The organism is Paraburkholderia sediminicola, from assembly GCF_046027825.1.
Taxonomy (GTDB): domain Bacteria; phylum Pseudomonadota; class Gammaproteobacteria; order Burkholderiales; family Burkholderiaceae; genus Paraburkholderia; species Paraburkholderia sediminicola_D.
On sequence record NZ_JAQQDU010000001.1, the window covers coordinates 147,600 to 169,514 of the forward strand.

Below are 21,915 nucleotides of genomic sequence, written 5' to 3' on the forward strand. Positions count from 1 at the left end.
AAAACACCTATGCGGAAAAATCTTGCCACCCACGATCCATCCAGTCTGAGCAAGCCCGGCCAGGCAATTCGCGCGCTCCGTAACAAACTTGGGCTGACATTGCAGGAAGTCAGCCAACGAACCGGGCTCGCCATCTCAACCATCTCGAAGCTCGAGATGGGACGGGCGTCCCTGTCCTACGAAAAGCTCTCGCTTGTGAGCGCCGGTTTGGGCGTCAACATGTCGGAGTTACTCGGGCTTCTCGGAGAAAGCCCGGGCAGCGAAACTGCCCCGTCGGTGCCAGGCCGACGAGTCATCCAGCGGCAGGGTGAGGGCGTGGCCGTGCGGACTGGCCCCTATGTGGAGACGTTTCTTGCCGTGGAGTTGCTGAACAAGCAACTGGTACCGCTGATTGTCGACGTGCGAGCCCGCACCATCGAGGAATTCACCGACGAATTCGGCGGCCTGATCAGGCATTCCGGCGAGGAATTTATCTACATACTGGAAGGCGAAATCGAGTTTCACACGGAGTTCTATGCGCCTGCACGGCTTAAGCCTGGCGAGTCGGTCTATTTCGATAGCAGCATGGGACACGCGTTCCTTGCAGCATCTTATGGTCCATGCCGCCTTCTGTCTGTGTGCACAAGCGCGGAACAGCGCGTCATCGAGCAGCTTCAGAAGCAGGAATGAACCAGGGTTCTCTGCGCTAGCAAAGGGCCCTGGCTCCCGTCTGACGCCGTCACGCTCAACGCCGGCCAGGCAACCTGGTTCAGCCGGGCGGGCACCCGGCCTGAATGAAGTTTCGCTCTCGCGGGTTTTCCCGATCACACCTCAAATGGGTTCTCAACACGCGGCCAGTAGTTGGGACTGCGAACCCGGTACGGGATACTGGCGAAATCAGGTGTTAATGCCCCCGGCGCCGACACATAGAGCACTTCTCGTGCAATCGGCGCAAATTCCGCATGGAAATGCTGCGAGGATTTGACCACGGCAACGCGCTTGCTCGCGAGATCAATGCCGAGCCCGGTAAAGGCAGTTGGTGCAATTGTTTGTTCGCGCACCGTCATTAACACGATGTCGATATTGTCATCCGTCGACACCCACGCCGCCGAGCCCAATGGGCGTGCCATAGCGCCCATGCTTTGATGATGTTCGCCCGTTAGCGCGCGTACGGTTACCACCAGGTCCAGCGGCGCGCCGGAACTCACCCCCAACTTACCGCCGATCCGAAGCGTAAGCCGCGTGCCGACGCCCGCTTCCCTGCAGACCTGGACCGCGCCTATGTCGTACATGCAGCCAAGCGCTACGTCTGCGATACCGCGCTCGATGAGCCGCCGCAGAATGAACGTGCTATCGCATGGCGCGCCGCCGCCCGGATTGTCAGCGAGATCGGCCAGCACCACAGGACCGCGGTCGCCAGCCAGCGCGCGATCCAGCGCGTCGTCGATCGACAGGTGCGCCGGGCGTGCCGCTTCACGCATGTCCCATAACTCCTGGCCGAGCTGCGACGCGATGCGCTGAGCCGTGGCTTGATCGTTGTCGGTGACCACCCAGATCCTGGCGCCCGTCTCCACCACATCCCCCCATGGAAACCCATGGCCAAACGAAACGGACAATACGCCGTCCCTCCCCTCCAGTGACTGCATGCGCTTGACGAAGCTGATCATCGGTTCGCTGGTGGTATGCCATTTACCTACCATCCGGCAATCGTGTACCGCGGTCACCGGACGGATGCGCCTTTCCGCAGTCGCTACGGTCAACGCGTACACCTCTCGCAGGCGCTCGATAATGTCCGTATGCGGATATTCCTTGTAGCAGACGATCACGTTTGCGTTGCGCTGCATCTGCTCGGTGAAGTGGCAATGCAAGTCGAGCTCCACGCCGATCGGCACCTTGTCGCCGACCAGTGCGCGAACGGCCTCGAGCAGATCGCCTTCGCAATCGTCACAGTGCTCCGCGATCATTGCGCCATGCAAGATCAGCAGCACGGCGTCGACGGGAAGCGCCGCTCGCAGATCCGCGAGAATCTCCTCGCGAAAACAGTCGTACACGCGCTGTACGGTACGGCCTGCCGGTTGCGCCATCGCCGACAGGCTCTCGACTATTTCGTGACCCTGCTCGGACGCCAGCCGGCGCAATTCGGCTGTTCCCGCCCCGAGCCCGTCCGGCGCCACCTTGCTGGCATCGCCGTGATAAATCCCGAATGCCTCGTAGCCGCCAAGTCCGGTCGGACTCGGCGCGAAGGTATTCGTTTCGGTGATCAGCGTCGCGGTAAAAATTTTCATTATTCGCACTCCTGCGTTGCGTTGTCGCCAGTCCGCACGAAGTGCAGATTCATCGAGCGGGTGGTACTCAACCGGAAGCCGCGGACCCGCCCCGCGCCTTCCCGCTCGACGACCAGCACCGCGGGCACGCTCAACTCCCCAGGTTTGACGGAGATTGCCGCAACGTCTCGCGATATCACCTTCAGTTCACTGCTCCAGCCGCCGCGTGTGCCCTTGACGGCGAACGTCGCCCTGCTGCCGTCGAAGCTGATCGTTCCGCTCGCAGCAAGATCATTCGACACGTAACGCCCAATCAGCCCGCTGGCGAATTCCGTGACAGGCGGTGGAACATCCGGCAAGCGCACAAGCCGATCGACGTGCCCGCAATTGGATAACTCGATCACCGGCGCATCGCTCAGCAGCGACGTCGGCACATGGCCAAACGAGAGCGGCCCCATGCCGGGAAACGTCACGCAATAGCGGTTCTGGCCGGCGACCACCGGCAACGCTATCGAGTTGAGCAGATTGAAGCCAAGATCGCCTTTATCGTCGAGTAGTTCGACGAGCGTTCGCGTGTCCTGCGACCAATAGCGCCCAAGGATCTCTTCCAGTCCGGCCGTTTTGACGCGTGGCGGCGCGGCCTCCAGCACGCCATCGCCAAGCAGCCGGTCGATCACCTGCCACGCAAGCTCCGTCGGACTGACCGCAGCGCCGTTCGTGATCACGATGATGTCGAGCTCGTGCGCCGGCACGGTAATCATCTGCGAAGCGCCGCCAGCCACCGCCCCCGCATGGTGGATCACCTCGACACCCCGATATTTCTCCCGCTCCAGCCCAAGGCAGTACGAGCCCACCGCACCGCTCGAGTAACGGGCAGGCGACAGCATCTGCACCCAGGTTGACGCGTTGCCGATCCGCTTCGTGCCGCGCAAGTGCGCGAGCCATATGAGCATGTCGGCCACGGTCGAGACGATCGAGCCTTCACCCAGTAGATCTTCCAGCGGCAGAACACCGCGACGATAGCTGCCGTCCGGCAGCAGTACATGTGGCGTGGCCCTGCCCGGCACCACGGTGAGGTCGCTCGGCACGGAGTCGGTATTCACCATGCCGAGCGGTTCGAAGATACGCCGCCTCAGAAAGGTTTCGAACGCCGTGCCGCTGGCGCGCGCGATAGCGATCGACAGTAGATGGTAGCCACCGTTGCAATACGCCATGCGCTCGCCAGGCGCAAAGTTCACGTCCTGTTGCAGCAGTTGATACCTGAACGCTTCGCCCTTTTCCATCATCGCGCCGACGTTACCCAGCACGCTCAGGTCCAGGTAGCACCGGTATCCGCCGGTATGTGTCATGAGCTGGCGCAGCGTCGGTTCGCCAGCCAGTACCGGCAACTCGGGGATATAGGCGCGAATGCTCGCATCGACATCCAGTTTTCCGTCTTCGGCGAGCAACAACGCTGCGAGACAGACGAAGTGCTTGCTGGTCGAACCGATGCGCATCCGTGTGCGAGGCGTATTCGCCACGGCCAGCGCCACATTCGCGAGCCCGAAGCCCCGCCGGTAGAGCAGCTTGCCATGTTGTGCAATGCCAACCACCAGGCCCGGCGCATCACTGCGATTGAATCGCGCAAAGATGTCGTCGAGGGCACTCGCTCGTGAATCAGGATCTACGTCCGCCATCGGTCTCCTCCACAGTTCATCGCACCCCACCGGCGCAACAACACGCAGTATATTGACCGATTTTCCAATAAGTCAATTTTTTCTAAAACAGATAACTTCACTCTCGCCCGGGGGTGCCGCCACCATAGTTCGCGACACTCGCAAAGCCATCGAATCAGGCTACAAACCCCGCCCGACAGGCACAACACCTCGATCAACAGCGGTCTCCCAGCCAGTCGCTGACCCGGTCGGTCACCGTCATGGCAGCCACGGAGAAAAGTCCAGCAGCATTTTCCATATTGTAAATATTTTTCTTATTTGGCACTATGCAGAAAAACCACCGTGCCGACACCGGCCGGCCAGGACACTTGCATCCCAGGATGCCTAACAGGAATTGGCATGTCATCTACTTCGAATTCCAGCCGCGGTATCAGCCTGATGCGCCTGGGCGGATACGGCGCGGGCGGATCCGCCAACGCGCTCGCCGCTACCCCGGTTCCCATGCTGCTTCTGTATTTCCTCACGGAGTACGTGCATCTCGAACCATGGCTTGCCGGGATGATTCTGGCGGCCCCCAAGCTGTGGGACGTTCTTGTCGACATGCCGATCGGACGTTATTCGGACCAGTTGGCGTTGCGCGCGGGCGGCCGTCTACGCGTCTGCATCCTGAGTGGGCTCGCGCTGATGGTGCTTCTGCCCCTCACCTTCTTTCACCCCGCGATCACCTCCAAGCCGCTGCTTGCCGCGTTTTATGTGCTGGTGCAGATTCTGCAAGCGACCTGCTATACCGTCTTCGGCGTCACTTTTCTCGCCCTGGCCGGTGACCTGGCAACGGACTCCCTCCAGCGCAACAAATTCCTGACTGTCGGAAACCTCGGCGCCGCCCTTACTACGATTGCGCTCGTGGTCTGCGTACCGGTCCTGATCCGGTTCGGCGGCGGCGGCGAGCGGGGCTACCTGACCATGACCCTGGTGGTGGCGCTGACGATGGCGTTCATGTACGCCTGGTTTTACCGCGCAGTTCGTAACGCCCCGGTTCATCCCGCTGCACTGTCAGAGTCCTCCGCGGAAATGTCGCTGCGTGACGGCATTGTTGCTGTCCTGCGTAATCGCGCGTTTCTTGCGCTCATCATCGTGATCATCGCGCTCGGCACAGCAGGAGGCTGCCTGAATTCCCTGATTGCCTATGAAAATCAGTATCTGCTTGGACGCCGCCCCGAGGACCTGTTCCTGCTCGCGGGACCGGTGCTGATTGGCGGCCTCCTCGGTCTGCCGCTCGCCGTTCCGGTATTGCGCCGCTTTGGCGACAATGGAACGCTACGGATAGGTTTTCTCGTCACCGTAGCCGCATTTATCGGCTACTGGGCCGGCCTTGCCAGTGGGTTGATACCGGTGGTCATGGTGGCAGGCGCGATCTACGGCATCATCTGTTCGGTAGCCGGTGTGGCCCTGACGGCCGCGGTGCTCGACACCGTAAAGTCGTCCACGGGAGGACCGTCTCTTGGGCTTTACCTGGGCATGTTCATGTCCGCGCAAAAGCTCGGCCTGTCACTCGGCGGCGTCGTCTCGGGCGGCCTCCTGTCGCTCATCGGCTACCACGCAGGCGCGCCGGCCACTGTCGAACTCCATCACCGCATTGCCTTGTTGGGCCTGGTGGGTCCTCTGGTTCCCCTGCTGATTGCCTGTGTCGCCATCTGGATGTTTGGGGTCTATAGCGAGCCGCGTTTGACAGACAACAATCCTGTCGACTCTTGCGCCGAAACCTTCTGAGCTATGCCGGGCAGTAGCGGAAGCCAATAGCACTCAACGCGCGCCACCGCTAATCGTGGCCGTCGGCACGCCAATCAACGGGCAGATCGCCAACATGCTGAATCGCGTGGGCGCTGACATGAAACGAATCAAAAGGAACGACCAATGAAGTTCGATACCATCGTGCTCGGCGCCGGCATAGTGGGTGTGTCGGTGGCCGCGCACCTGCAAAAACGCGGCCGGGCGGTTTCACTGGTGGATCTCAAGCAGCCAGGCAACGAGACGTCGTTTGGCAATGCCGGACTGATTCAGCGCGAAGGCGTCTATCCGCATGCATTTCCGCGCAGATTGCAGACTCTCTTGCGCTACGCACGCAACCAGTCGACTGATGTCCGATACCACCCGGACGCGATGCTCAAGCTCGCGCCGTTCCTGTGGCAGTACTGGCGCAATTCGCACCCGCGCCGCCATGCGGCCATCGCACGCTCTTATGCCCCGCTGATCGAACACTGCCTGACCGAGCACCGGGCGCTTGCGCAAGAGGCCGGCGCAAGTTCGTTGCTGCGTCCAATCGGCTGGATGAAAGTTTTTAGAACGGCAGCCAAACAGGACGAGGAGACGAGGCTCGCCGAGCGGTGGCATCGTGAATTCGGCATCGAGTTCGATTTGCTTGACGCCACGCGCTTGCGTCAGACCGAACCGGATCTGGATACCTCGCTGCTTGCCGCGCTCCGATATGTCGAACCCGATTCCGTAAGCGATCCGAATGCGCTGGTGACTGCCTATGCCAGGTATTTTGAGCAACTAGGCGGCCGCTTTTTCTTTGGCGATGGTACGACGCTCAAGGACAAATGGGCGGTATCGACCCATGAGGGGGTGATTGAAGGCACATCGGTCGTCGTGGCGATGGGGCCGTGGTCGGAACAGGTTACGTCGCGGCTGGGTTATCGCTTGCCGCTGGCCGTCAAGCGTGGCTATCACATGCACTATGACACCCAATCGACAACGCGCCTGAACCATCCGGTGCTCGACGTCGAGCATGGTTACCTGATTGCCCCAATGAGCCGCGGAATCAGGCTGACCACAGGCGCCGAGCTGGCACGGCGCGATGCGCCCCGAACGCCCACGCAACTGAACGCCGTTGAACCGATTGCGCGCACGCTGTTTCCTCTTGGGGCGCGTATCGATAGCGAACCATGGATGGGAGCACGCCCTTGCACACCCGATATGATGCCGATTATCGGACCCGCAAGCCGTCACAAAGATCTCTGGTTCGCATTCGGCCACGCCCATCACGGATTTACGCTGGGCGCCGTCACTGGACGTCTGGTGGCCGAGATGATTACCGGAGAACCCCTATTGGTGGACCCTCACCCGTTTCGCGCCAGCCGGTTCAACGCGTGAGGTCGGCAGTGGGAGGGAGTCCCGATACCGTCGGCGAAACCGATATTCCCGCCTGGCTTTATTGGATCACCTACTGCCTGTCCGAAACGAGCTGCTGGTTACGCTCTGCCTGTCAACAATTTGATCCAGGCTCGCTCTCGCGCGAGGCCCGGCATGGGACGTTCGGCGAGCAAGTACCTTTAATGAATAGCAATCCAAATTACTTGCAGATTGAAATATTGCGATCTTGACGAGAATCCCGACTGCCTCCGCAATTCGCGGCCAGTATAGTCATCGGCGTATCGACGATTAGGCGCCCGCCACTCGTTCCAGATACCGTCAGGCCACGCTCTGTTTCAACGCGATCAGTTTCAGACCGGACGCTGACAGTAGTCGGCAAACTACGCGTACTTATCGCCGACCGTGCTGCGGACAGGATAAGTGTCGTACACAATTATCATGCGCTCGAAGAGCCCGTTGGCGTCAAACTCGAACACATCGACGCACTCGAAGCTCACCGCGGAACCGTCTTTCAGCACCCAATCGTAGATGAAGTAACCCGTCGCACGCCGAGCGCCCGTTGTGCTCACGCAGATGTCGATAGGCCTGATCGTGCTCTGTCCCGATGCTTCGCTGACTTTGGCAAAGAACGGTGCCGCTTGCATCCAGCCGAGAAACGGCGAGAAAATCTGTGCGTCCGGTGCAAACAGGGCGCAGATCGCGGCGACGTCGCCGCGCTCCAGCTCGTTGAGGTAGGTACGAACCTGCTGCGTATAGCGTAATTCGGGTGACGACACCACAGTAACCTCCGATAATTCGTTAACAATGCGGCCCGGTCAAACGAGCACGCCCCTGGTTGAAACACGATAGCGACGCGCCGATGACCGAACAATCGAAAAATCCGCAAGCGGGGTATGCAACCGGAACATACCCGCTGGCAGATCTGACCCGCCCGCTGCCGTCGCTAGCCGGATTTCAGGCTTTCGTCGCTGCGGCGTCTCTCGGCAGCGTGAGTAAGGCCGCAGATCATCTGTGCCGCACACAAGGAGCGATCAGCCGGCAGATCCAGCAACTGGAAGCGCACTATCAATGTGCGCTGTTCGTGCGTCACGCGTCGGGGCTGGCATTGACACCAGAGGGCGACACACTGCTTACGGTGGCAGTCCGCGTGCTGACGCAGCTCGTTCAGCATGCTGCAATCCAGCATGGCGCGGCGTCGGTGATCACGCTGCGATTACCGTCCACGTTTGCGATTCGCTGGTTGCTCCCGCGGCTGGCAGAAATCAACCATGCGCTGGCTGGCACTGAGCTGCGCATCTCGACCTCCGCTGACGATATGCCGGATTTCACCGCGCCGGATGTCGACGCCGTTGTCGTGCGTGGCACCGGACAGTGGGTGGGCGTAGAAGCGGTACCGCTGTTTGCCGAAACGCTCGCGCCAATGTGCACACCCGCATTGGCTGCGTCTCTGAAATCGGTCGCCGATCTTGCGGACGTCACGCTGCTTCATCCTGGACCTGGTTATGCGGAATGGCATGGTTGGCTTGATGGTGTTGGGGCGACGTACATCAATGCCCGACAGGGGCTTGTATTCGATACACTTGAATTGACGCTCACTGCCGCAGCGGAAGGTCATGGGGTTGCCATCGGCGATCCACGCATGGCACAAGAAAGACTGAACGTGGGCTCCCTCATGACGCCGTTTCCCGAGGTAGTGCGAAACGGTGCGTCGTACTTTCTGGTGTATCCCTCTCAACGTGCGGCCCAGCCGAAGATTCGTGCCCTTGCCGAAATTCTCGTGCGGCTGGCGCAGGAAGAGTGACTTGCGCGAATGCGCCAGGCAAGAAAAATCGCCCCATGCGTCCGCAGATCCGTCACCGCCTTACTGCAACAGACCCTCGGGCAACGCCACCTTGAGCGACACGGTGGGTGGGTGAACCGCTCGCGCCCGGCGCGCGTCCTTCGTCACCTATCACCAATGCCATATAGCCGAGCCCGCGCCCGACACACATACTCCAATCAACCTAGGCGTCTCTGCAACCTCGCCCGATCGCACTCACTCCGTTCCACGGAGCGACCCGCTTTCTCCCTGGACACGGCACACCTCGGCACTTCGGTTCGGCGCACCGGGTCCACGCGCCGCCATTTCCAAAGGAGAGTCAAAATGAAGACAGCACTTCTACTGGTCAGCGGCATGCTCTGCGCGTGCTCATGGCAGGCAAACGCGCAGCAAACCACCACGCAACAGCCGCCGACCGCAACCGAAATCGTGAACAGTTCGGAAGGACCAGACACGTCGACCAACTCGATGTCGGGCGGCGCCGCCATGCAACAGGGCAAAACCCGCGCCGAGGTCTATCAGGACCTCGTGCACTCGCAGCAGAACGGAGAACAGGCGAGGCTCCAGCAGCTTTTCAGGGGAGGTCAATGATCTTTCTGTCCGCTCCGGATCCCGGCAGCGGACGCACGTGACATACGTGATACACGTGACGCACGACGAGGGCCGGGTGAAGAATACCCGGTCCTCGACGCGTGATGCCATCGCTACAGCTTGATACCTCTTTTCTTCCAGCGCGGCGAAGGCAACCTGCCGGAGCCTGCCCGAATCTCAGGCAGGCGCGGCACATAGGCATGCTGTCCGATCGGTACCGGCGGTGGGTTCAACGTGCCGGGGCACGGGGCTAGCAGGTGAGGGATCAGGTTGGCCGGCTCCGGATCGAGCAAATCCGCCTCGTTTTCGATCCATGCGCGTGCGGAAAGCTGAGGCGTGAAAGTATTGGGCTGCAATCCATTCGCGTACTCGATGATTTTTCGCCTCGCCAGCAGGCGGGCCACCTGCGGCGCCGCTGCGCTGGTTCCGCTCAACGCAACGAGGCAGCCACTGCGTGTACTCGCGCCCAGCACGCCTGCGCATGCTACGGAGTCTTCGCTGACAGCCACCGCATCCGGACCGGATCGCTTCGTCTCCCGCAGAGAAGGTCCAGTCGATGAGTAGGTCGCAGCGCGTCCGTCGGTCCTGCGATAGCCACCGACCACGACGGTCTGGTCGCCGGTCGCAATGGAACTCAACGTGCCACAACGCTTGATCCAGGTCGACGGATTGCCTTCGTCGAAGTCCCGGTCGTGGGCCCCAAAAACAAACCGCTTGTACGCCAGATCCTCGAAGCGCGATTGTCGCCCCCGCAGCGGATATCCGTAGGCCGTTTCATTACGCTGCACCCAGGCATGAATCTCCAGATCGTCATCCGACCCGTTCGTCAACGTCACAGTCCAGTTGCCCGCCGGCGCCGGATCGCGCCTGGACTGATTCATCGCCGTAGGGGCGAGTGCGATCAGGATCATCCTGCGGTCCCCCGTCGCGACGCGATCCAGATAGACCACCGTGCACAGCACATTGCGCCCCGGTTGCCATGTGTAGAGATTCTTGACCGCAAACGCGGGGCTCCTGTCTCCCCACGGTGGAGCAATCTGAACGGTGACGCTGGATGCATCGACATCCTTCGGCAACCATATCTCGAGAAAACCGGGCGTGGCGCAATCGGGCAAGACGCGCCATGTGATCGGGCTCGACGTTCCTTTCTCAACCGGGAGTTCCGCGTGACAGCGGACCATGTTGCTGTTTCCCGCGGGGACGACGATGGATAGATCGCGATGCAGGCCGATCAGTTCGTCCATCGCGCTTTCAATGATCGAACTGCCGTCGTGCGGACCCGCCATATAGCCGTAGCTCAGGTTGAGTACAACCGAATACCCCGCGCCATTGGCAAGATCGTCGGCGCGCCGCAGGAGGTAGCGGATCGCGTCGAGTGCGTGAACGGCGAACCAGAGCCCGGACGTGTCGCGAATCGTTCGCCCTGCCGTCTTGAACTGGACGCACAGGATACGCGGCGGTTCAACCGTTCCGGTCCGCTCCCCTTCCTGGATCAATGCGGCGGCCTCGATCTTGTTCGGCCTCACGCCACACGCGAGATCCATGACCTCCGTGCCGTGCGCCCAGCGTTTGCGCGCACCGACGTAACCGTTGAGCCGATACACGGCGTCTTCATCCAGGAGTCCGTTGTTCACGCACTGCTTAAACAAGCCGTTTATCTCGTCGCGGTGTAGCTCACGCCCGTAGTGCACGCCGAGCGGCGCCGCCGCCGCGTCATCCTGATTCCAGAAGTATTCGATGCGGGTCGACGGAATATCGGCGACGGAACGAAAGCGTTCTTGAGCGAACGCCAGTCCGTCGTCCATGACACCCATGAACACGACGTGCGGCTGGTCCCGCGCGTCGGTGGACGTTGCGTCTGGTTGAGCAATCGGACCGAAGACGGGCGCCGTTCCCGGCACGGGCGCTTCGGGGCCGGGAAACAAAGACTGCGCCGCGTCGCCAGGCGCGATCGGCATCCCGAGTTCGAAGCGCTTCACGATACCCTTCATGACGCCATCGATTTCGGTGAAGAACTGGCTGCTCACGACGGCCGTCAGGAAGCGCGACGCTTCCAGATCATGCGGCGGAAAACGATAGACGGTCGATACCTGAATCCACGTCTTCCACGCGGCGTTCGCGTTTTCCAGACTCTCCGCGAAAGTCTGCGCGGTAAGGGGCGCAGCGCCCTCTCCGGGCCAGTGCACTTCCAGTTCGAGGATCACGCGCACCCACGTGGGTTCCCCTCCGAGGTGAGCGAATGCCGTTGTGTCCGCCCACGCCAGATAGGGGTCGGCGCGGGCGCTGTCAGCGGCGCGTCCGATCCAGTCAAGACCACTCCACGCGCCGCCGCCCGTCCAGGATTGCCAGTTCATATGCCACCTCGTATGCCACCCTTTCTGCAAGCATCGACGCGCTTACGTCAAACGCGTGTTCTGGAGACTCTTACCCGTCCATTCGCTCTCCGCCTGGTTCCATAGCCACGACAGAATGTCGGATCCATCCACGGCCGTTTGCACAGAGTCCCAGGCGATGAACGAGAAGTAGGCTTGCACCTGTGCCGCGGTCATGCCCGGATTGTTTGCGATATAGGCGGTGACACCGGCGTCGCTCAGCGGCTCGTGATAGTCGAAATCCGGGTTGCCGTGCGGATCAGTGGTCTGCATATCCTTGCCCTTGAAATAGCGGGAAGTGATCAGGCCGTTACCGCCAAGCTTGCCCTTACACCGCGCGACAAAGTATTCCCCGAGCGACGTGCCGAGCACGTGCCCCGCGATGCTGTCGATCGGGAAATGCACACCCGCCACCGTTCGATTCACCGCGACGCGGTACGCCTGCCGCATCGCCTGCTGCTGGAATACGGAGCCGGGCAGCTGATTGAACAATGCGCACAGCACCGTCGCGATAATGAACGCCTGAGTCGAATGGCCGCTCGGTAGCGAGCCATGACCCGGTGTCTGGATCATCGGCTGAACCTGGGTCGAGTACTCGATGGCCCTTTGCGCCGCTATCGCATGCTTGAAGCGAAGTTCCGCGAAGATCGCGAATCGCACGGCGGTATCGAGCAGTTCGAGCGTCTTCGGCGTGCGGCTCGGCTGCAGAAAGATGAGGGTGCTCCAGAACGCCACTTGCGGACCCATCTGACACAGTATCTCGGCCGTGCGGTCCTCGCGAAGGTCCGAATAGAAGTCCAACCAGTCGAGTTGTTGCGTGAAGATGTCCACGCCCGGCCGGCTCAAGGAGACGATTTCCACGTCCGCGCCGCTTGCCGCGCTTGCCCGGTGAGACAGCATGGCGGTATAAGGGTCGGGAAACGAAAACTGCAGATTGGTCAGCAGTTCGAAATCGAACACCGTCGCGCGTACCCAGGGTTCCCATCGCCACAGCTGAGCCGGATCGTCGAGCGCCGGCGGTGTGGAGAGATCCTGCAGTTTCTGCTTATCGAAGTTGAGCGTGACCAGTTCCGGAGTCCGCCAACTGCCCACTATCCCGTCCCGGTGTGCATTCAGCGCTTCCGCGAGAAGCCGCGCGTCGCCCGGATTGCCACCGCCGCCCGCATCATAGACGCCACCCGCGCCGCCACCGCCGGGCGGAACGCCCGCGCCACCCGCGCCGCCCGCACCGCCTGCCCCACCCGCACCGCCAAGTCCGCTCACGATATGTCCTCTCTCAGGGATCCAGCACCGTATTCATCGCGTCTTCTCTCTAGCCAGGCAATCCCGCCTGACGGAGTGCCTCCGACCAGATCTTGCCGGTCTTGTATGCGCCGCTAGGCGAGCGTTCGAGATAACGTTTCACCGTCAGCGTCGGGTCGATGGCCAGCACCTCGCCGACCGTCACACGCGCCGCCTCGACGTTGCCAAGTAGCGACTGCGCGATCGCCAGCGCGCGTAACGTGGATGTGTTGGTCCGATTGACCCGCAGGGACCGTTGCGCCAGTTCCACCGCGCGTTCGTAGCGGCCCGCGGATAGCGCGGCCGTTGCGCCTAGTGATTCGTAGAAATAGCGCAAGGGATCGAGCGGCGAAAGCCTGAGGGCACGCTCGGTTGCGTCGACCGCCTCCTCGCCTTCGCCTTCGAATGCGTGCAGCGTGCCTTTGAGCAGCCATGCAAGCGATTCATTGGGGTTGACCGAGAGCGCGAGCGCGTAGCGCTGCTCCGCGACGTCGAGCTGCTTGAGCAGATTCGTGTGCACGAATCCGTCGATGGTCAACGCGAGCGAACACTCAGGATCGGCGTCCAGCGCGCGTCGCGTGCATTCGAGCGCCACATTGGCTTCGCCGCTGCGGTCATCGGTCCAACCGCGATTGAAGCGCAAGACATGCCACTTGGCGAGCCATGCATGCGGCAATGCCTGTCTGCGCGCGCGCTCGATCACCGCGTCCAGCATGTCCCGCGCGCGGTTGAAGTCGTACGCCACGCCGCGGTGCATCAGCACGATGGCGCTCATCAGCAGTGTCGAGATTTCGAGTGTGGGCAACGCCTGCGAGCGTGCCCGATGCAGTTCGCGATTGATGATCGCATTGCTGACCTCGCCGACCACCCGGCCGATCAGTTCGTCTTGGCCGAGCATGACCTCGGAAGTGCGACCTATGATGCTCTCCGTCCACAAAATATGACGCGATTTGGCCTCGGCGAGCTCGGCGACGAGCACGACCTGATCGCCCGACATTCGATATGCGCCCGACAGGACGTACCGCGCGCCGAGAAACCCGCTGATTTCGTCGAGTGACGCGCCGCGCTCGCGAAACGCGGTCGTGGACAAACGCGAGATCACCTGAAGCTCGGCCGTGCGAGACAAGGAGGAGATGATCTCGTCGGCGAGCACTTCGCCGAGCATCTGCTGTTCGACGTCGCCGCCACGCAAGACGAACGGAATCACCGCAATGGTGGGCCGCAGCTCCGGCAAAAAAGCGGCGCCACGCTCGATCAGCGGACGTGGCCCGGGCGGACCAATCCGATAGGCGTGCACCGGATGCTCGAAATGCTTCAGATGGCATTCGCCAAGGTCGTCGATTTCCGCGTCCAGTTCGGACGTCAGCTGATCCCGTACCTGCGCGGACACCACGATCTCTCCGGGTCCCGCCAGCGTGTACAGGCGCGCGGCCAGGTTGACGCCGCGGCCGTACACGTCACGCTCGTCTTCGTACAACTCCGTGATATGCAAGCCCATCCGCAAAAGCATGTGCTTGCTCGCCGGCTCACCTGCGTTGACCTCGCGCGACGCGCGCTGAATAGCAAAGGTCGCGGCGAGTCCATCCTGCAAGCGGACGAACGTGACCATGAGTCCGTCGCCCTCAGTTCTGATCAGGCGGCCGCCATGCGCGGGCACCAACTCATGCTCGATCAGCGCCTTGAACGCGCGCCAGCGCCGCGCTGCTTCGACCTCGTTATCCTGCATTAGCCTGCAGGACTCGACGAGGTCCATAAACAGCACGGCGCGAACGACACAAACCAGTCCATCCGGTGAACGGGGGAAATCTGCCATCACTTTTATTCAAGCCATTTTTTGCGTGTACGGGTCTTATACGCAACGGACTTCACCGCCCCTGCGCATGCTTTCGAATATCACATCGGATGCGCCGCGGCCACGCATGCGCAACCCTTCAGCGCTAAGCCGAAATGCTCGAAATGGTGAATCTCGCCGCCTGACGGGGCAACGCGAACGCGCGGCCGATGTCTTCAGCAGACTGGCGATTTGTATGTGTTATAGGTCAAAAAGACATTGGAAAGGCGGCTTTTTTTGCCCGCCATCCGCTTTATGTCAGTCGATATCGGACAAAGTCGAAGCACCTTGAAATGCAGTGTCTGCAATAAGCGTTCGAGAGTCGCAATTAACGCTTCGTGCGCTGCTTATCGGCCTCCAATCGGCGGGTAATCAAGTGGATCAGATAGGTGGCGAATTCCGGGTCCTGATAATAAAGTCGCATCGCGTCGGTCGCCGAGACTACCAGCAACTCGCATTCGCTCTTGCAACGCGCCGTGCACGTGCGCCGATGGTCCGGAGAGAAGAGCCCGATTTCGCCCAGTATCGCGCCCTGCCCCACCTCGGTGCTGATCTCCTCGAGCATGACCGTTCCGCGCACCACGTAGTAAAGCGCATCGCTTTGGTCATCCTTGTGAAAGAGGACGTGGCCGGATTGAAAACGGGTGGGCGCCGTATAAGCCAGCAGCCGAGTGATCGACAGCTGGCCGTCCAGCGCGTGGTGAAGTTGCACATCGCCGACCTTCTGCAAGCGCGCGGCGGCAACGCTCGCCTGCCCCCGGCTTCCGACCTTGAGTGCTTTGTACACCGTATATAAGTGCACTTTTACGGTGCCTTCAGAAATGTTCAACTGTCGCGCGATCGACTTGTTCGAATCGCCGCGCGCCGCGAGCGCCAGCACTTGCAATTGGCGAGGCGTCAGAAAGCGGGGATTGGGATCGGCCGCGTCGGCGGACCTTTGCAGCGCGTCGGTGGAAGCGGTAGCCGCGGTGTCCGCCGACCAGAGGATGGCCGATGGCAGATACCGTCCGCCGGCAGCAAGGAGGCGCAGTGCAGCGACCAGCGCATTGCTGGACTCCGATTTACCCAGGTGACCTGCAACGCCTGCCGAGATGAATTGCTCGACGGTCTGAGGATCGACCGAGGTCAGCAGTGCAAGCACGGGCAGGTTCGGTGCACCGTGACGAGAAGCGCTTGCAGTAGTGAGCGCCTCCGGCAGGTAGTCACCGTCGAGCACGAGTACGTCAACCGTTTGCCCGCTATCGATCGGGATCAACGCGTAGTCGACGCATTTCACTTCCGCGCCGTCGGCCACGTCGCCAAGCAGACGCGCGACGCCATCGCGGAACAAACCTGCGGGAGCAATGAAAAGGATCAGCATGAGCCGTGCGCGCTTTTCAAGTGGCTAATGGCCCGTCAACGCCTGCCTCGCAACGTGCAGCGGACCGTCAAATTCGCGCGCGCACGCCACACGTGGCGCCTCGGACTGATCGACTTCTCTTTACGACAGCGAGGCAAGCATGATCGACAACCTTTTGAGGTGAGCCTTGAACGCGTCGCTCGCTTCTCGATCGGTTGCCGGATTCAGGTGCGAAGTCCCGGCGAGTTCGACCTGCTCATGAAAATCGTTGGCGACCGCGCGTCTGATGTCCGGTGGTAACGACCGTACGATGGAGACCAGTAAAGCCTCTTCAGCGTGAATCATGCCCAGAATCGAATGAGTATCCATGGAAGAAACTCCGTTGAAGGCGCCGTAAGTACACTCTAGTACACACCGGTCAATCGTTTCAGGCTATCTGGATAGGCTTCATACTCGTGGCATCGGACGGTAAGCGGGTATCACCATCACCGCCCGACATCGTTACGGGGCGCATAAGGCACCCTCTCCTCCTCATACAACCGATAGATGAGTTCAAGCAATTCCTGAAGATCGCGCGACTCGTCTAGCATTCGCGTGCTCATGATGATTGGGGAAACCAGCGTGGGGTCGTCCAGTTCCTTGTAACTCACATCGTCTCGCTTCAGGCCATACACGCTACTCGGAACGACAGAAATTCCCTCCCCCGCTGCGACGAGGCCTAGCGCAATCTGCAACTCCCGTACTTCATATATCCGGCGAGGCTTGAGACCACGATCTGCGAATGCCGACAGCACCTGGTCTGCAAAACTGGGCCGCGGCGCCTTAGGGAAAATAATCAGGGTCTCGTTGACCAGGTCGCTGAGCGCGAGGACGGGCTTGCCCGATGAGAGTGAATGGCCCTCCGGGAATGCAACAATCATTTTCTCCTCACGAAGAATCACCCGGCGGATGTTGGCGTCCTCATGCCGGATACGGCCGAACCCGACATCAATCTGACCGTCTTTCAGCGCTCGAATCTGATCCATCGTCGACATCTCATGGAGGCTGAGTTCGACTGTCGTGTTCTCGTCGCGAAAGCGCCGGATGATTTTTGGCAACATGCCATACAACGTCGAACCCACGAAACCGACAGAGAGGCTGCGCTCGATGTTGCCCACGCGCCTCGTCATAGATTCGAGTTCGGACGTCTGAGCCAGCAATTGGACCGCATGCGCATAGAAAAACTTACCCGTCTCCGTGAGCTTCAACGGGCGCGAGTCGCGCTGGAATAGCTGCACCTCAAGAATCTCTTCAAGTTGCTGTATCTGACGGCTCAACGGCGGTTGGGCCATGTTCAGCCGCTGTGCCGCGCGCGTGAAATTGCGTTCCTCGGCTACAGCGACGAAATAGCGAAGATGCCGCAGCTCCATTTCAATACCTCGCGAGTATAGACCGATACTAAATCAGTGTTGGACGGGGCCTTCCGGCGTCCATTATTCTGCATTCACACTCTGTTTAAGCACCTATTATACCCCCAAGGCATATTCAGACGGGCGCCAAAACAAGGGTTTACCCCCCCCCAGATAAAATAGAGATTCAGGAGCAGACATGAGCATCAAAGTGTTCGATACGAAGGAAGCGCAGGGCCTGCTGAAAGCTGCTGCTAACGTCGGTAGCGAGGACCGTAGTGCTTGCGCCAGGCAGATTGTCCATCGCCTCCGTGCATCTGCTACCGCCTGACCGCTCAACGCGGCTGCCACGTCGTACCCCTGCTGCCGCTCAATTCTTCGCAAGAAACTTTCGACACCGATGCGCGTGCGCCATCACCTGGCGCACGCGTAGGGAGAGCACTCATGTCTGCAATTATCGACAAAGCCTCGCAACTGGATGAACTGCTGCATACCGCCGTTCAGGACGATAAGCAAAACGGTGTATTCCGTTGCCGCCGCGATATTTTCACCAACGCCGATTTGTTTGAGCTCGAGATGAAACACATCTTCGAGAGCAACTGGGTATATCTCGCGCACGAAAGCCAGATTCCCGACAACAACGACTACTACACCACCTGGATTGGTCGCCAGCCCATCGTGATCACTCGCGACAAAAGCGGCGAACTGCACGCGGTCATTAACGCCTGCGCGCACAAAGGCGCCATGCTTTGCCGGAAAAAGCACGGCAACAAAGGTACCTTCACCTGTCCGTTCCACGGCTGGAGTTTCGCTAACACGGGCAAGCTGCTGAAAGTGAAGGACGTGAAGACGACCGAATACCCAGTGCAGTTCAATACCAACGGCTCGCACGACCTGAAAAAAGTCGCACGCTTCCAGAGCTATCGCGGCTTCCTGTTCGGCAGCCTCACCGCGGACGCGATGCCGCTTGAAGACTACCTCGGCGAGACCAAAGTCATCATCGACCAGATCGTCGACCAGGCCGCAAACGGGCTGGAAGTGTTGCGCGGCAATTCCTCGTACATCTACGACGGCAACTGGAAGATGCAGATGGAGAACGGCTGCGACGGCTACCACGTCAGCACCGTGCACTGGAACTACGCTGCGACGATGGACCGCCGCAAGGTGGATGGCACGAAGGCGGTGGATGCGAACAGCTGGAGCAAGTCGGTAGCCGGCGTGTATGGGTTCGACCACGGCCACATTCTGTTGTGGACCAAGACGATGAACCCGGAAGTGCGACCGGTCTATCAGTACCGCGAAGAAATCAAGGCGCGCGTCGGCGAAGTCAAGGCAGATTTTATTGTCAACCAGACTCGAAACCTGTGCCTGTATCCGAACGTTTTCCTGATGGACCAGTTCAGCACCCAGATTCGCGTGGTACGCCCGATCAGCGTAGACAAGACCGAAGTCACCATCTTCTGCTTTGCCCCAAAGGGTGAGAGCCCAGCCGACCGGGCTACACGCATTCGCCAATACGAGGATTTCTTCAACGTCACGGGAATGGGCACCGCAGATGATCTTGAAGAGTTCCGCGCTTGCCAGGCGGGCTATGCCGGCACCACGGCGATGTGGAACGACCTTTCGCGCGGGGCGCCGTTGTGGGTCGATGGCCCGGACGAGAATGCGAAGACGATGGGTATCAAGCCGGTTATCTCAGGCGAGCGCAGCGAAGACGAAGGCCTGTTTGTGTGCCAGCACGAATACTGGGTGCAAGTGATGCGCGACGGACTGAAAAAGGAACACGAGGAGACCGTGGCATGAGCTTCGATTACCAGACAATCTGCGCCATGCTGTACCGCGAAGCGCGCCTGCTCGATGACCGCCAGTGGGACGATTGGCTCGCCTGCTACGCCGAGGACGTCACCTACTGGATGCCGGCGTGGGATGACGACGACCAGCTCACCGATGACCACGAGAGTCAAATCTCGCTGATGTATTACCCGGACCGTGGCGGCCTGGAAGACCGGGTGTTCCGCATCAAGACTGAACGCAGTAGTGCGTCGATGCCAGAACCGCGAACCAGCCACAACGTGACCAATGTGGAAGTGCTGGCCGAACGCGGCAACGAAGTGGATGTGCGCTACAACTTCGATACGCTCAGCCACCGCTACAGAATCAACGATCATTTTTTCGGCACGATGTTCGTGACTTTGCGAAAGGTCGACGATGCCTTGCTGATCGCCAGCAAGAAGATCGTGCTGAAGAACGATTACATCCGCCAGGTGCTCGACATTTATCACGTTTGATGTCGAGCGGCGGGAGGAAACTGGAAGTGGAGGAGACAAGATGTCCAGCTACAACATCGCATTGAACTTCGAGGACGGCGTGACCCGCTTCGTCGCATGCAAGCCGGGCGAGAAGGTGCTCGATGCCGCCTTTCGCGCGAAGATTAACCTGCCAATGGATTGCTCCGATGGCGTGTGCGGTACCTGCAAATGCCGCGCCGAAAGCGGCGCCTACGACCTTGGCGACGATTACATCGAAGACGCGCTGAGCGAGGACGAGAAGGACAGTGGCCTTGTACTCACCTGCCAGATGGTGCCGCAAAGCGATTGCGTGATTGCGGTGCCGGCCTCTTCCACTGCATGCAAGACTGAACAGAGCAGGTTCGCCGCGACGGTATCGAAGGTGGAGCCGCACAACGATGCGGCCGTCGTGCTCGAACTGGACGTGGATGCGAGCGCGCCGGTATTCCTGCCGGGCCAGTATGTCAACATTGATGTTCCAGGCAGCGGCCAGCATCGTTCGTATTCCTTCTCATCGGCACCGGGGCAATCGAAAGTCAGTTTTCTGATCAAGAGGATTCCCGGTGGCGTGATGAGCACCTGGCTCGACTCCGCACAGTCAGGCAACAAGCTGGAGCTGACCGGGCCGCTCGGTAGTTTCTATCTACGCGCCGTGGAGCGGCCGTTGCTGTTCCTCGCTGGCGGCACGGGTCTGGCTCCGTTCCTGTCGATGCTGGAAGTGCTGGCGCGTACTGACTCGCAGCAGAAAGTCCAACTGATTTATGGCGTGACCCGAGACCTCGACCTGGTGCAGGTCGATGCAATCGAAGCGTACCTGGCGAAGTTGCCGAATTTCACCTACACCACCGTCGTGGCCGACACGGATTCGACCCATCCCGCCAAGGGTTGGGTGACGCAACACATGCCGGCCGAGGTCTTGAATGAGGGTGATGTCGACGTTTACCTGTGCGGGCCGCCACCGATGGTTGATGCAGTGCGCCAGTATTTCGACGATAACGGCGTGAAGCCCAACAGCTTCCACTACGAGAAGTTCACGCCTAACGCAGCACCGAGGTCCGTATGAGCACGCAACGATTTGCCGGCAAGGTCATGGTCGTCACCGGTGCGGCACAGGGCATTGGACGCGCCGTCGCGCTTCGTGCGGCCAGCGAAGGCGGCAAGGTGCTGTTCGTCGACCGCGCCGAGTTCGTTTGCGAAGTGGCTGCCGAAGCAAGTGGCGCCGAGACGGCAGGCTTCGTCGCCGACCTTGAGACGTACGAAGGCGCGGCATCGGCGATGGCTTTTGCGGTGCGCAAGTTTGGCGGCATCGACATACTCATCAATGGCGTCGGCGGCGCGATTCGCATGCGTCCGTTCGCTGAGTTCGAACCTGAGCAGATTGACGCGGAAATTCGCCGTTCACTCATGCCCACGCTATATGCTTGCCACGCTGTGTTGCCGCACCTGCTCAAACGTGGCGGCGGCACCATCGTCAACGTCTCCTCGAATGCCACGCGCGGTATCCGCCGCGTACCGTATTCGGCGGCCAAGGGCGGTGTCAACGCGATGACGCAGTCACTGGCTATGGAGTACGCGGAGCACAACATCCGTGTGGTCGCCACCGCGCCGGGCGGGACCGACGCACCGCCGCGACGCGTCCCTCGCAACACGGCCGGCGACAGCGAGCAGGAAAAGGTCTGGATGGGCGATGCGGTGAAGCAGGTCACCGAATCGACCTTTTTCAAGCGTTATGGCACCATCGACGAACAGGTCGCGCCGATTCTGTTCCTCGCTTCAGACGAGGCAAGCTATATCACGGGTACTGTGTTGCCGGTAGCCGGTGGCGATACCGGCTGACCCGCGAATGAGCATCCCGGAACGGACACCAACACTCATACACACCGGCACAGAGGGTCGCTCTGGCATCGAACATGCGTTTGTGGCTGGGGGATGAACGGCATCATGCCGTCCAGCCA

The 21,915-nt window shown here is 60.5% G+C and carries 18 protein-coding genes and 1 pseudogene; 10 read left to right on the forward strand and 9 right to left on the reverse strand.

All coding sequences use genetic code 11. From position 1 onward, the window contains the following. The first annotated feature begins 9 nt into the window (after nt 1–9). Nucleotides 10–669: a helix-turn-helix domain-containing protein gene (locus PQQ96_RS00630; protein WP_408287403.1), complete on the forward strand. Its 660-nt coding sequence runs from the start codon at nt 10–12 to the stop codon at nt 667–669. 134 nt (nt 670–803) lie between these two features. On the opposite strand, the gene PQQ96_RS00635 is transcribed toward PQQ96_RS00630, so the two are convergent. Both PQQ96_RS00635 and PQQ96_RS00640 read right to left on the reverse strand, forming a co-directional pair. Beyond that, nucleotides 804–2,264, reverse strand: a complete 1,461-nt coding sequence (locus PQQ96_RS00635; RefSeq protein WP_408287406.1) for a M81 family metallopeptidase — start codon at nt 2,262–2,264, stop codon at nt 804–806. After that, the gene (locus tag PQQ96_RS00640) at nt 2,264–3,919 is read right to left on the reverse strand and encodes a serine hydrolase domain-containing protein (RefSeq protein ID WP_408287408.1); all 1,656 of its coding nucleotides are present in this window, start codon (nt 3,917–3,919) and stop codon (nt 2,264–2,266) included. Before PQQ96_RS00640 ends, PQQ96_RS00635 begins: the two co-directional genes overlap by 1 nt. 417 nt (nt 3,920–4,336) lie before the next feature. Between PQQ96_RS00640 and PQQ96_RS00645 the strand changes: the two genes are divergently transcribed. Both PQQ96_RS00645 and PQQ96_RS00650 read left to right on the forward strand, forming a co-directional pair. Beyond that, complete coding sequence (locus PQQ96_RS00645; RefSeq protein WP_408287410.1) at nt 4,337–5,668, forward strand: MFS transporter; 1,332 nt, start codon at nt 4,337–4,339, stop codon at nt 5,666–5,668. 144 nt (nt 5,669–5,812) lie between these two features. Further along, complete coding sequence (locus tag PQQ96_RS00650) at nt 5,813–7,051, forward strand: NAD(P)/FAD-dependent oxidoreductase (RefSeq protein ID WP_408287412.1); 1,239 nt, start codon at nt 5,813–5,815, stop codon at nt 7,049–7,051. A 380-nt stretch (nt 7,052–7,431) separates the two neighbouring features. Here PQQ96_RS00650 and PQQ96_RS00655 read toward each other — a convergent pair whose 3' ends face one another. Then, nucleotides 7,432–7,830 carry a nuclear transport factor 2 family protein gene (locus PQQ96_RS00655; RefSeq protein WP_408287415.1) on the reverse strand — a complete coding sequence of 133 codons (399 nt, stop codon included), beginning with the start codon at nt 7,828–7,830 and terminating at the stop codon, nt 7,432–7,434. 80 nt (nt 7,831–7,910) lie between these two features. On the opposite strand from PQQ96_RS00655, the gene PQQ96_RS00660 reads away from it, so the two are divergent. After that, nucleotides 7,911–8,852: a LysR substrate-binding domain-containing protein gene (locus PQQ96_RS00660; RefSeq protein WP_408287623.1), complete on the forward strand. Its 942-nt coding sequence runs from the start codon at nt 7,911–7,913 to the stop codon at nt 8,850–8,852. Nucleotides 8,853–9,194: 342 nt separating this feature from the next. Further along, nucleotides 9,195–9,461, forward strand: coding sequence for a hypothetical protein (locus tag PQQ96_RS00665; protein ID WP_408287418.1), 267 nt, complete (start codon nt 9,195–9,197; stop codon nt 9,459–9,461). A gap of 113 nt (nt 9,462–9,574) precedes the next feature. On the opposite strand, the gene PQQ96_RS00670 is transcribed toward PQQ96_RS00665, so the two are convergent. From PQQ96_RS00670 to PQQ96_RS00695, 6 genes are all read right to left on the reverse strand, one after another. Continuing rightward, a complete protein-coding gene (locus PQQ96_RS00670; RefSeq protein WP_408287421.1) occupies nt 9,575–11,815 on the reverse strand; it encodes a S8 family serine peptidase in 2,241 nt (746 codons plus the stop codon). Nucleotides 11,816–11,857: 42 nt separating this feature from the next. Continuing rightward, entirely contained in the window at nt 11,858–13,096 is a 1,239-nt protein-coding gene (locus tag PQQ96_RS00675) for a phosphatase PAP2 family protein (protein WP_408287424.1), read from the reverse strand. Nucleotides 13,097–13,145: 49 nt separating this feature from the next. Next, nucleotides 13,146–14,927, reverse strand: coding sequence for an adenylate/guanylate cyclase domain-containing protein (locus tag PQQ96_RS00680; protein ID WP_408287426.1), 1,782 nt, complete (start codon nt 14,925–14,927; stop codon nt 13,146–13,148). A gap of 346 nt (nt 14,928–15,273) precedes the next feature. Further along, a complete protein-coding gene (locus PQQ96_RS00685; RefSeq protein WP_408287429.1) occupies nt 15,274–16,239 on the reverse strand; it encodes a LuxR C-terminal-related transcriptional regulator in 966 nt (321 codons plus the stop codon). A gap of 186 nt (nt 16,240–16,425) precedes the next feature. Beyond that, on the reverse strand, nt 16,426–16,653 hold the full coding sequence (locus PQQ96_RS00690; protein WP_408287432.1) for a hypothetical protein: 228 nt from the start codon (nt 16,651–16,653) through the stop codon (nt 16,426–16,428). 116 nt (nt 16,654–16,769) lie between these two features. Beyond that, nucleotides 16,770–17,693 (reverse strand): LysR family transcriptional regulator, encoded by a 924-nt coding sequence (locus tag PQQ96_RS00695; protein WP_408287434.1) that lies wholly within the window; start codon nt 17,691–17,693, stop codon nt 16,770–16,772. 178 nt (nt 17,694–17,871) lie between these two features. On the opposite strand from PQQ96_RS00695, the pseudogene PQQ96_RS00700 reads away from it, so the two are divergent. From PQQ96_RS00700 to benD, 5 genes and pseudogenes are all read left to right on the forward strand, one after another. After that, nucleotides 17,872–17,982, forward strand: a pseudogene (locus tag PQQ96_RS00700) (catechol 1,2-dioxygenase); the annotation flags it as partial. Between the two features lie 134 nt (nt 17,983–18,116). Beyond that, nucleotides 18,117–19,475, forward strand: coding sequence for a Rieske 2Fe-2S domain-containing protein (locus PQQ96_RS00705; RefSeq protein WP_408287626.1), 1,359 nt, complete (start codon nt 18,117–18,119; stop codon nt 19,473–19,475). Next, entirely contained in the window at nt 19,472–19,960 is a 489-nt protein-coding gene (gene benB / locus PQQ96_RS00710; RefSeq protein ID WP_408287437.1) for a benzoate 1,2-dioxygenase small subunit, read from the forward strand. Before PQQ96_RS00705 ends, benB begins: the two co-directional genes overlap by 4 nt. A 40-nt stretch (nt 19,961–20,000) precedes the next feature. Beyond that, complete coding sequence (benC, locus tag PQQ96_RS00715) at nt 20,001–21,023, forward strand: benzoate 1,2-dioxygenase electron transfer component BenC (RefSeq protein WP_408287440.1); 1,023 nt, start codon at nt 20,001–20,003, stop codon at nt 21,021–21,023. Continuing rightward, on the forward strand, nt 21,020–21,796 hold the full coding sequence (gene benD, locus PQQ96_RS00720) for a benzoate diol dehydrogenase BenD (protein WP_408287443.1): 777 nt from the start codon (nt 21,020–21,022) through the stop codon (nt 21,794–21,796). The genes benC and benD overlap by 4 nt, the downstream gene beginning before the upstream one ends. Nucleotides 21,797–21,915 lie beyond the last annotated feature (119 nt).

Coding starts and splice junctions, on each gene's coding strand:
- PQQ96_RS00640 (WP_408287408.1), bottom strand. CDS start 3,919: ATGGCGGACGTAGATCCTGATTCACGAGCGAGTGCCCTCGACGACATC.
- PQQ96_RS00660 (WP_408287623.1), top strand. CDS start 7,911: ATGACCGAACAATCGAAAAATCCGCAAGCGGGGTATGCAACCGGAACA.
- PQQ96_RS00635 (WP_408287406.1), bottom strand. CDS start 2,264: ATGAAAATTTTTACCGCGACGCTGATCACCGAAACGAATACCTTCGCG.
- PQQ96_RS00630 (WP_408287403.1), top strand. CDS start 10: ATGCGGAAAAATCTTGCCACCCACGATCCATCCAGTCTGAGCAAGCCC.
- benD (WP_408287443.1), top strand. CDS start 21,020: ATGAGCACGCAACGATTTGCCGGCAAGGTCATGGTCGTCACCGGTGCG.
- PQQ96_RS00670 (WP_408287421.1), bottom strand. CDS start 11,815: ATGAACTGGCAATCCTGGACGGGCGGCGGCGCGTGGAGTGGTCTTGAC.
- benC (WP_408287440.1), top strand. CDS start 20,001: ATGTCCAGCTACAACATCGCATTGAACTTCGAGGACGGCGTGACCCGC.
- PQQ96_RS00645 (WP_408287410.1), top strand. CDS start 4,337: ATGCGCCTGGGCGGATACGGCGCGGGCGGATCCGCCAACGCGCTCGCC.
- PQQ96_RS00705 (WP_408287626.1), top strand. CDS start 18,117: ATGTCTGCAATTATCGACAAAGCCTCGCAACTGGATGAACTGCTGCAT.
- PQQ96_RS00665 (WP_408287418.1), top strand. CDS start 9,195: ATGAAGACAGCACTTCTACTGGTCAGCGGCATGCTCTGCGCGTGCTCA.
- benB (WP_408287437.1), top strand. CDS start 19,472: ATGAGCTTCGATTACCAGACAATCTGCGCCATGCTGTACCGCGAAGCG.
- PQQ96_RS00695 (WP_408287434.1), bottom strand. CDS start 17,693: ATGGAGCTGCGGCATCTTCGCTATTTCGTCGCTGTAGCCGAGGAACGC.
- PQQ96_RS00690 (WP_408287432.1), bottom strand. CDS start 16,653: ATGGATACTCATTCGATTCTGGGCATGATTCACGCTGAAGAGGCTTTA.
- PQQ96_RS00680 (WP_408287426.1), bottom strand. CDS start 14,927: ATGGCAGATTTCCCCCGTTCACCGGATGGACTGGTTTGTGTCGTTCGC.
- PQQ96_RS00650 (WP_408287412.1), top strand. CDS start 5,813: ATGAAGTTCGATACCATCGTGCTCGGCGCCGGCATAGTGGGTGTGTCG.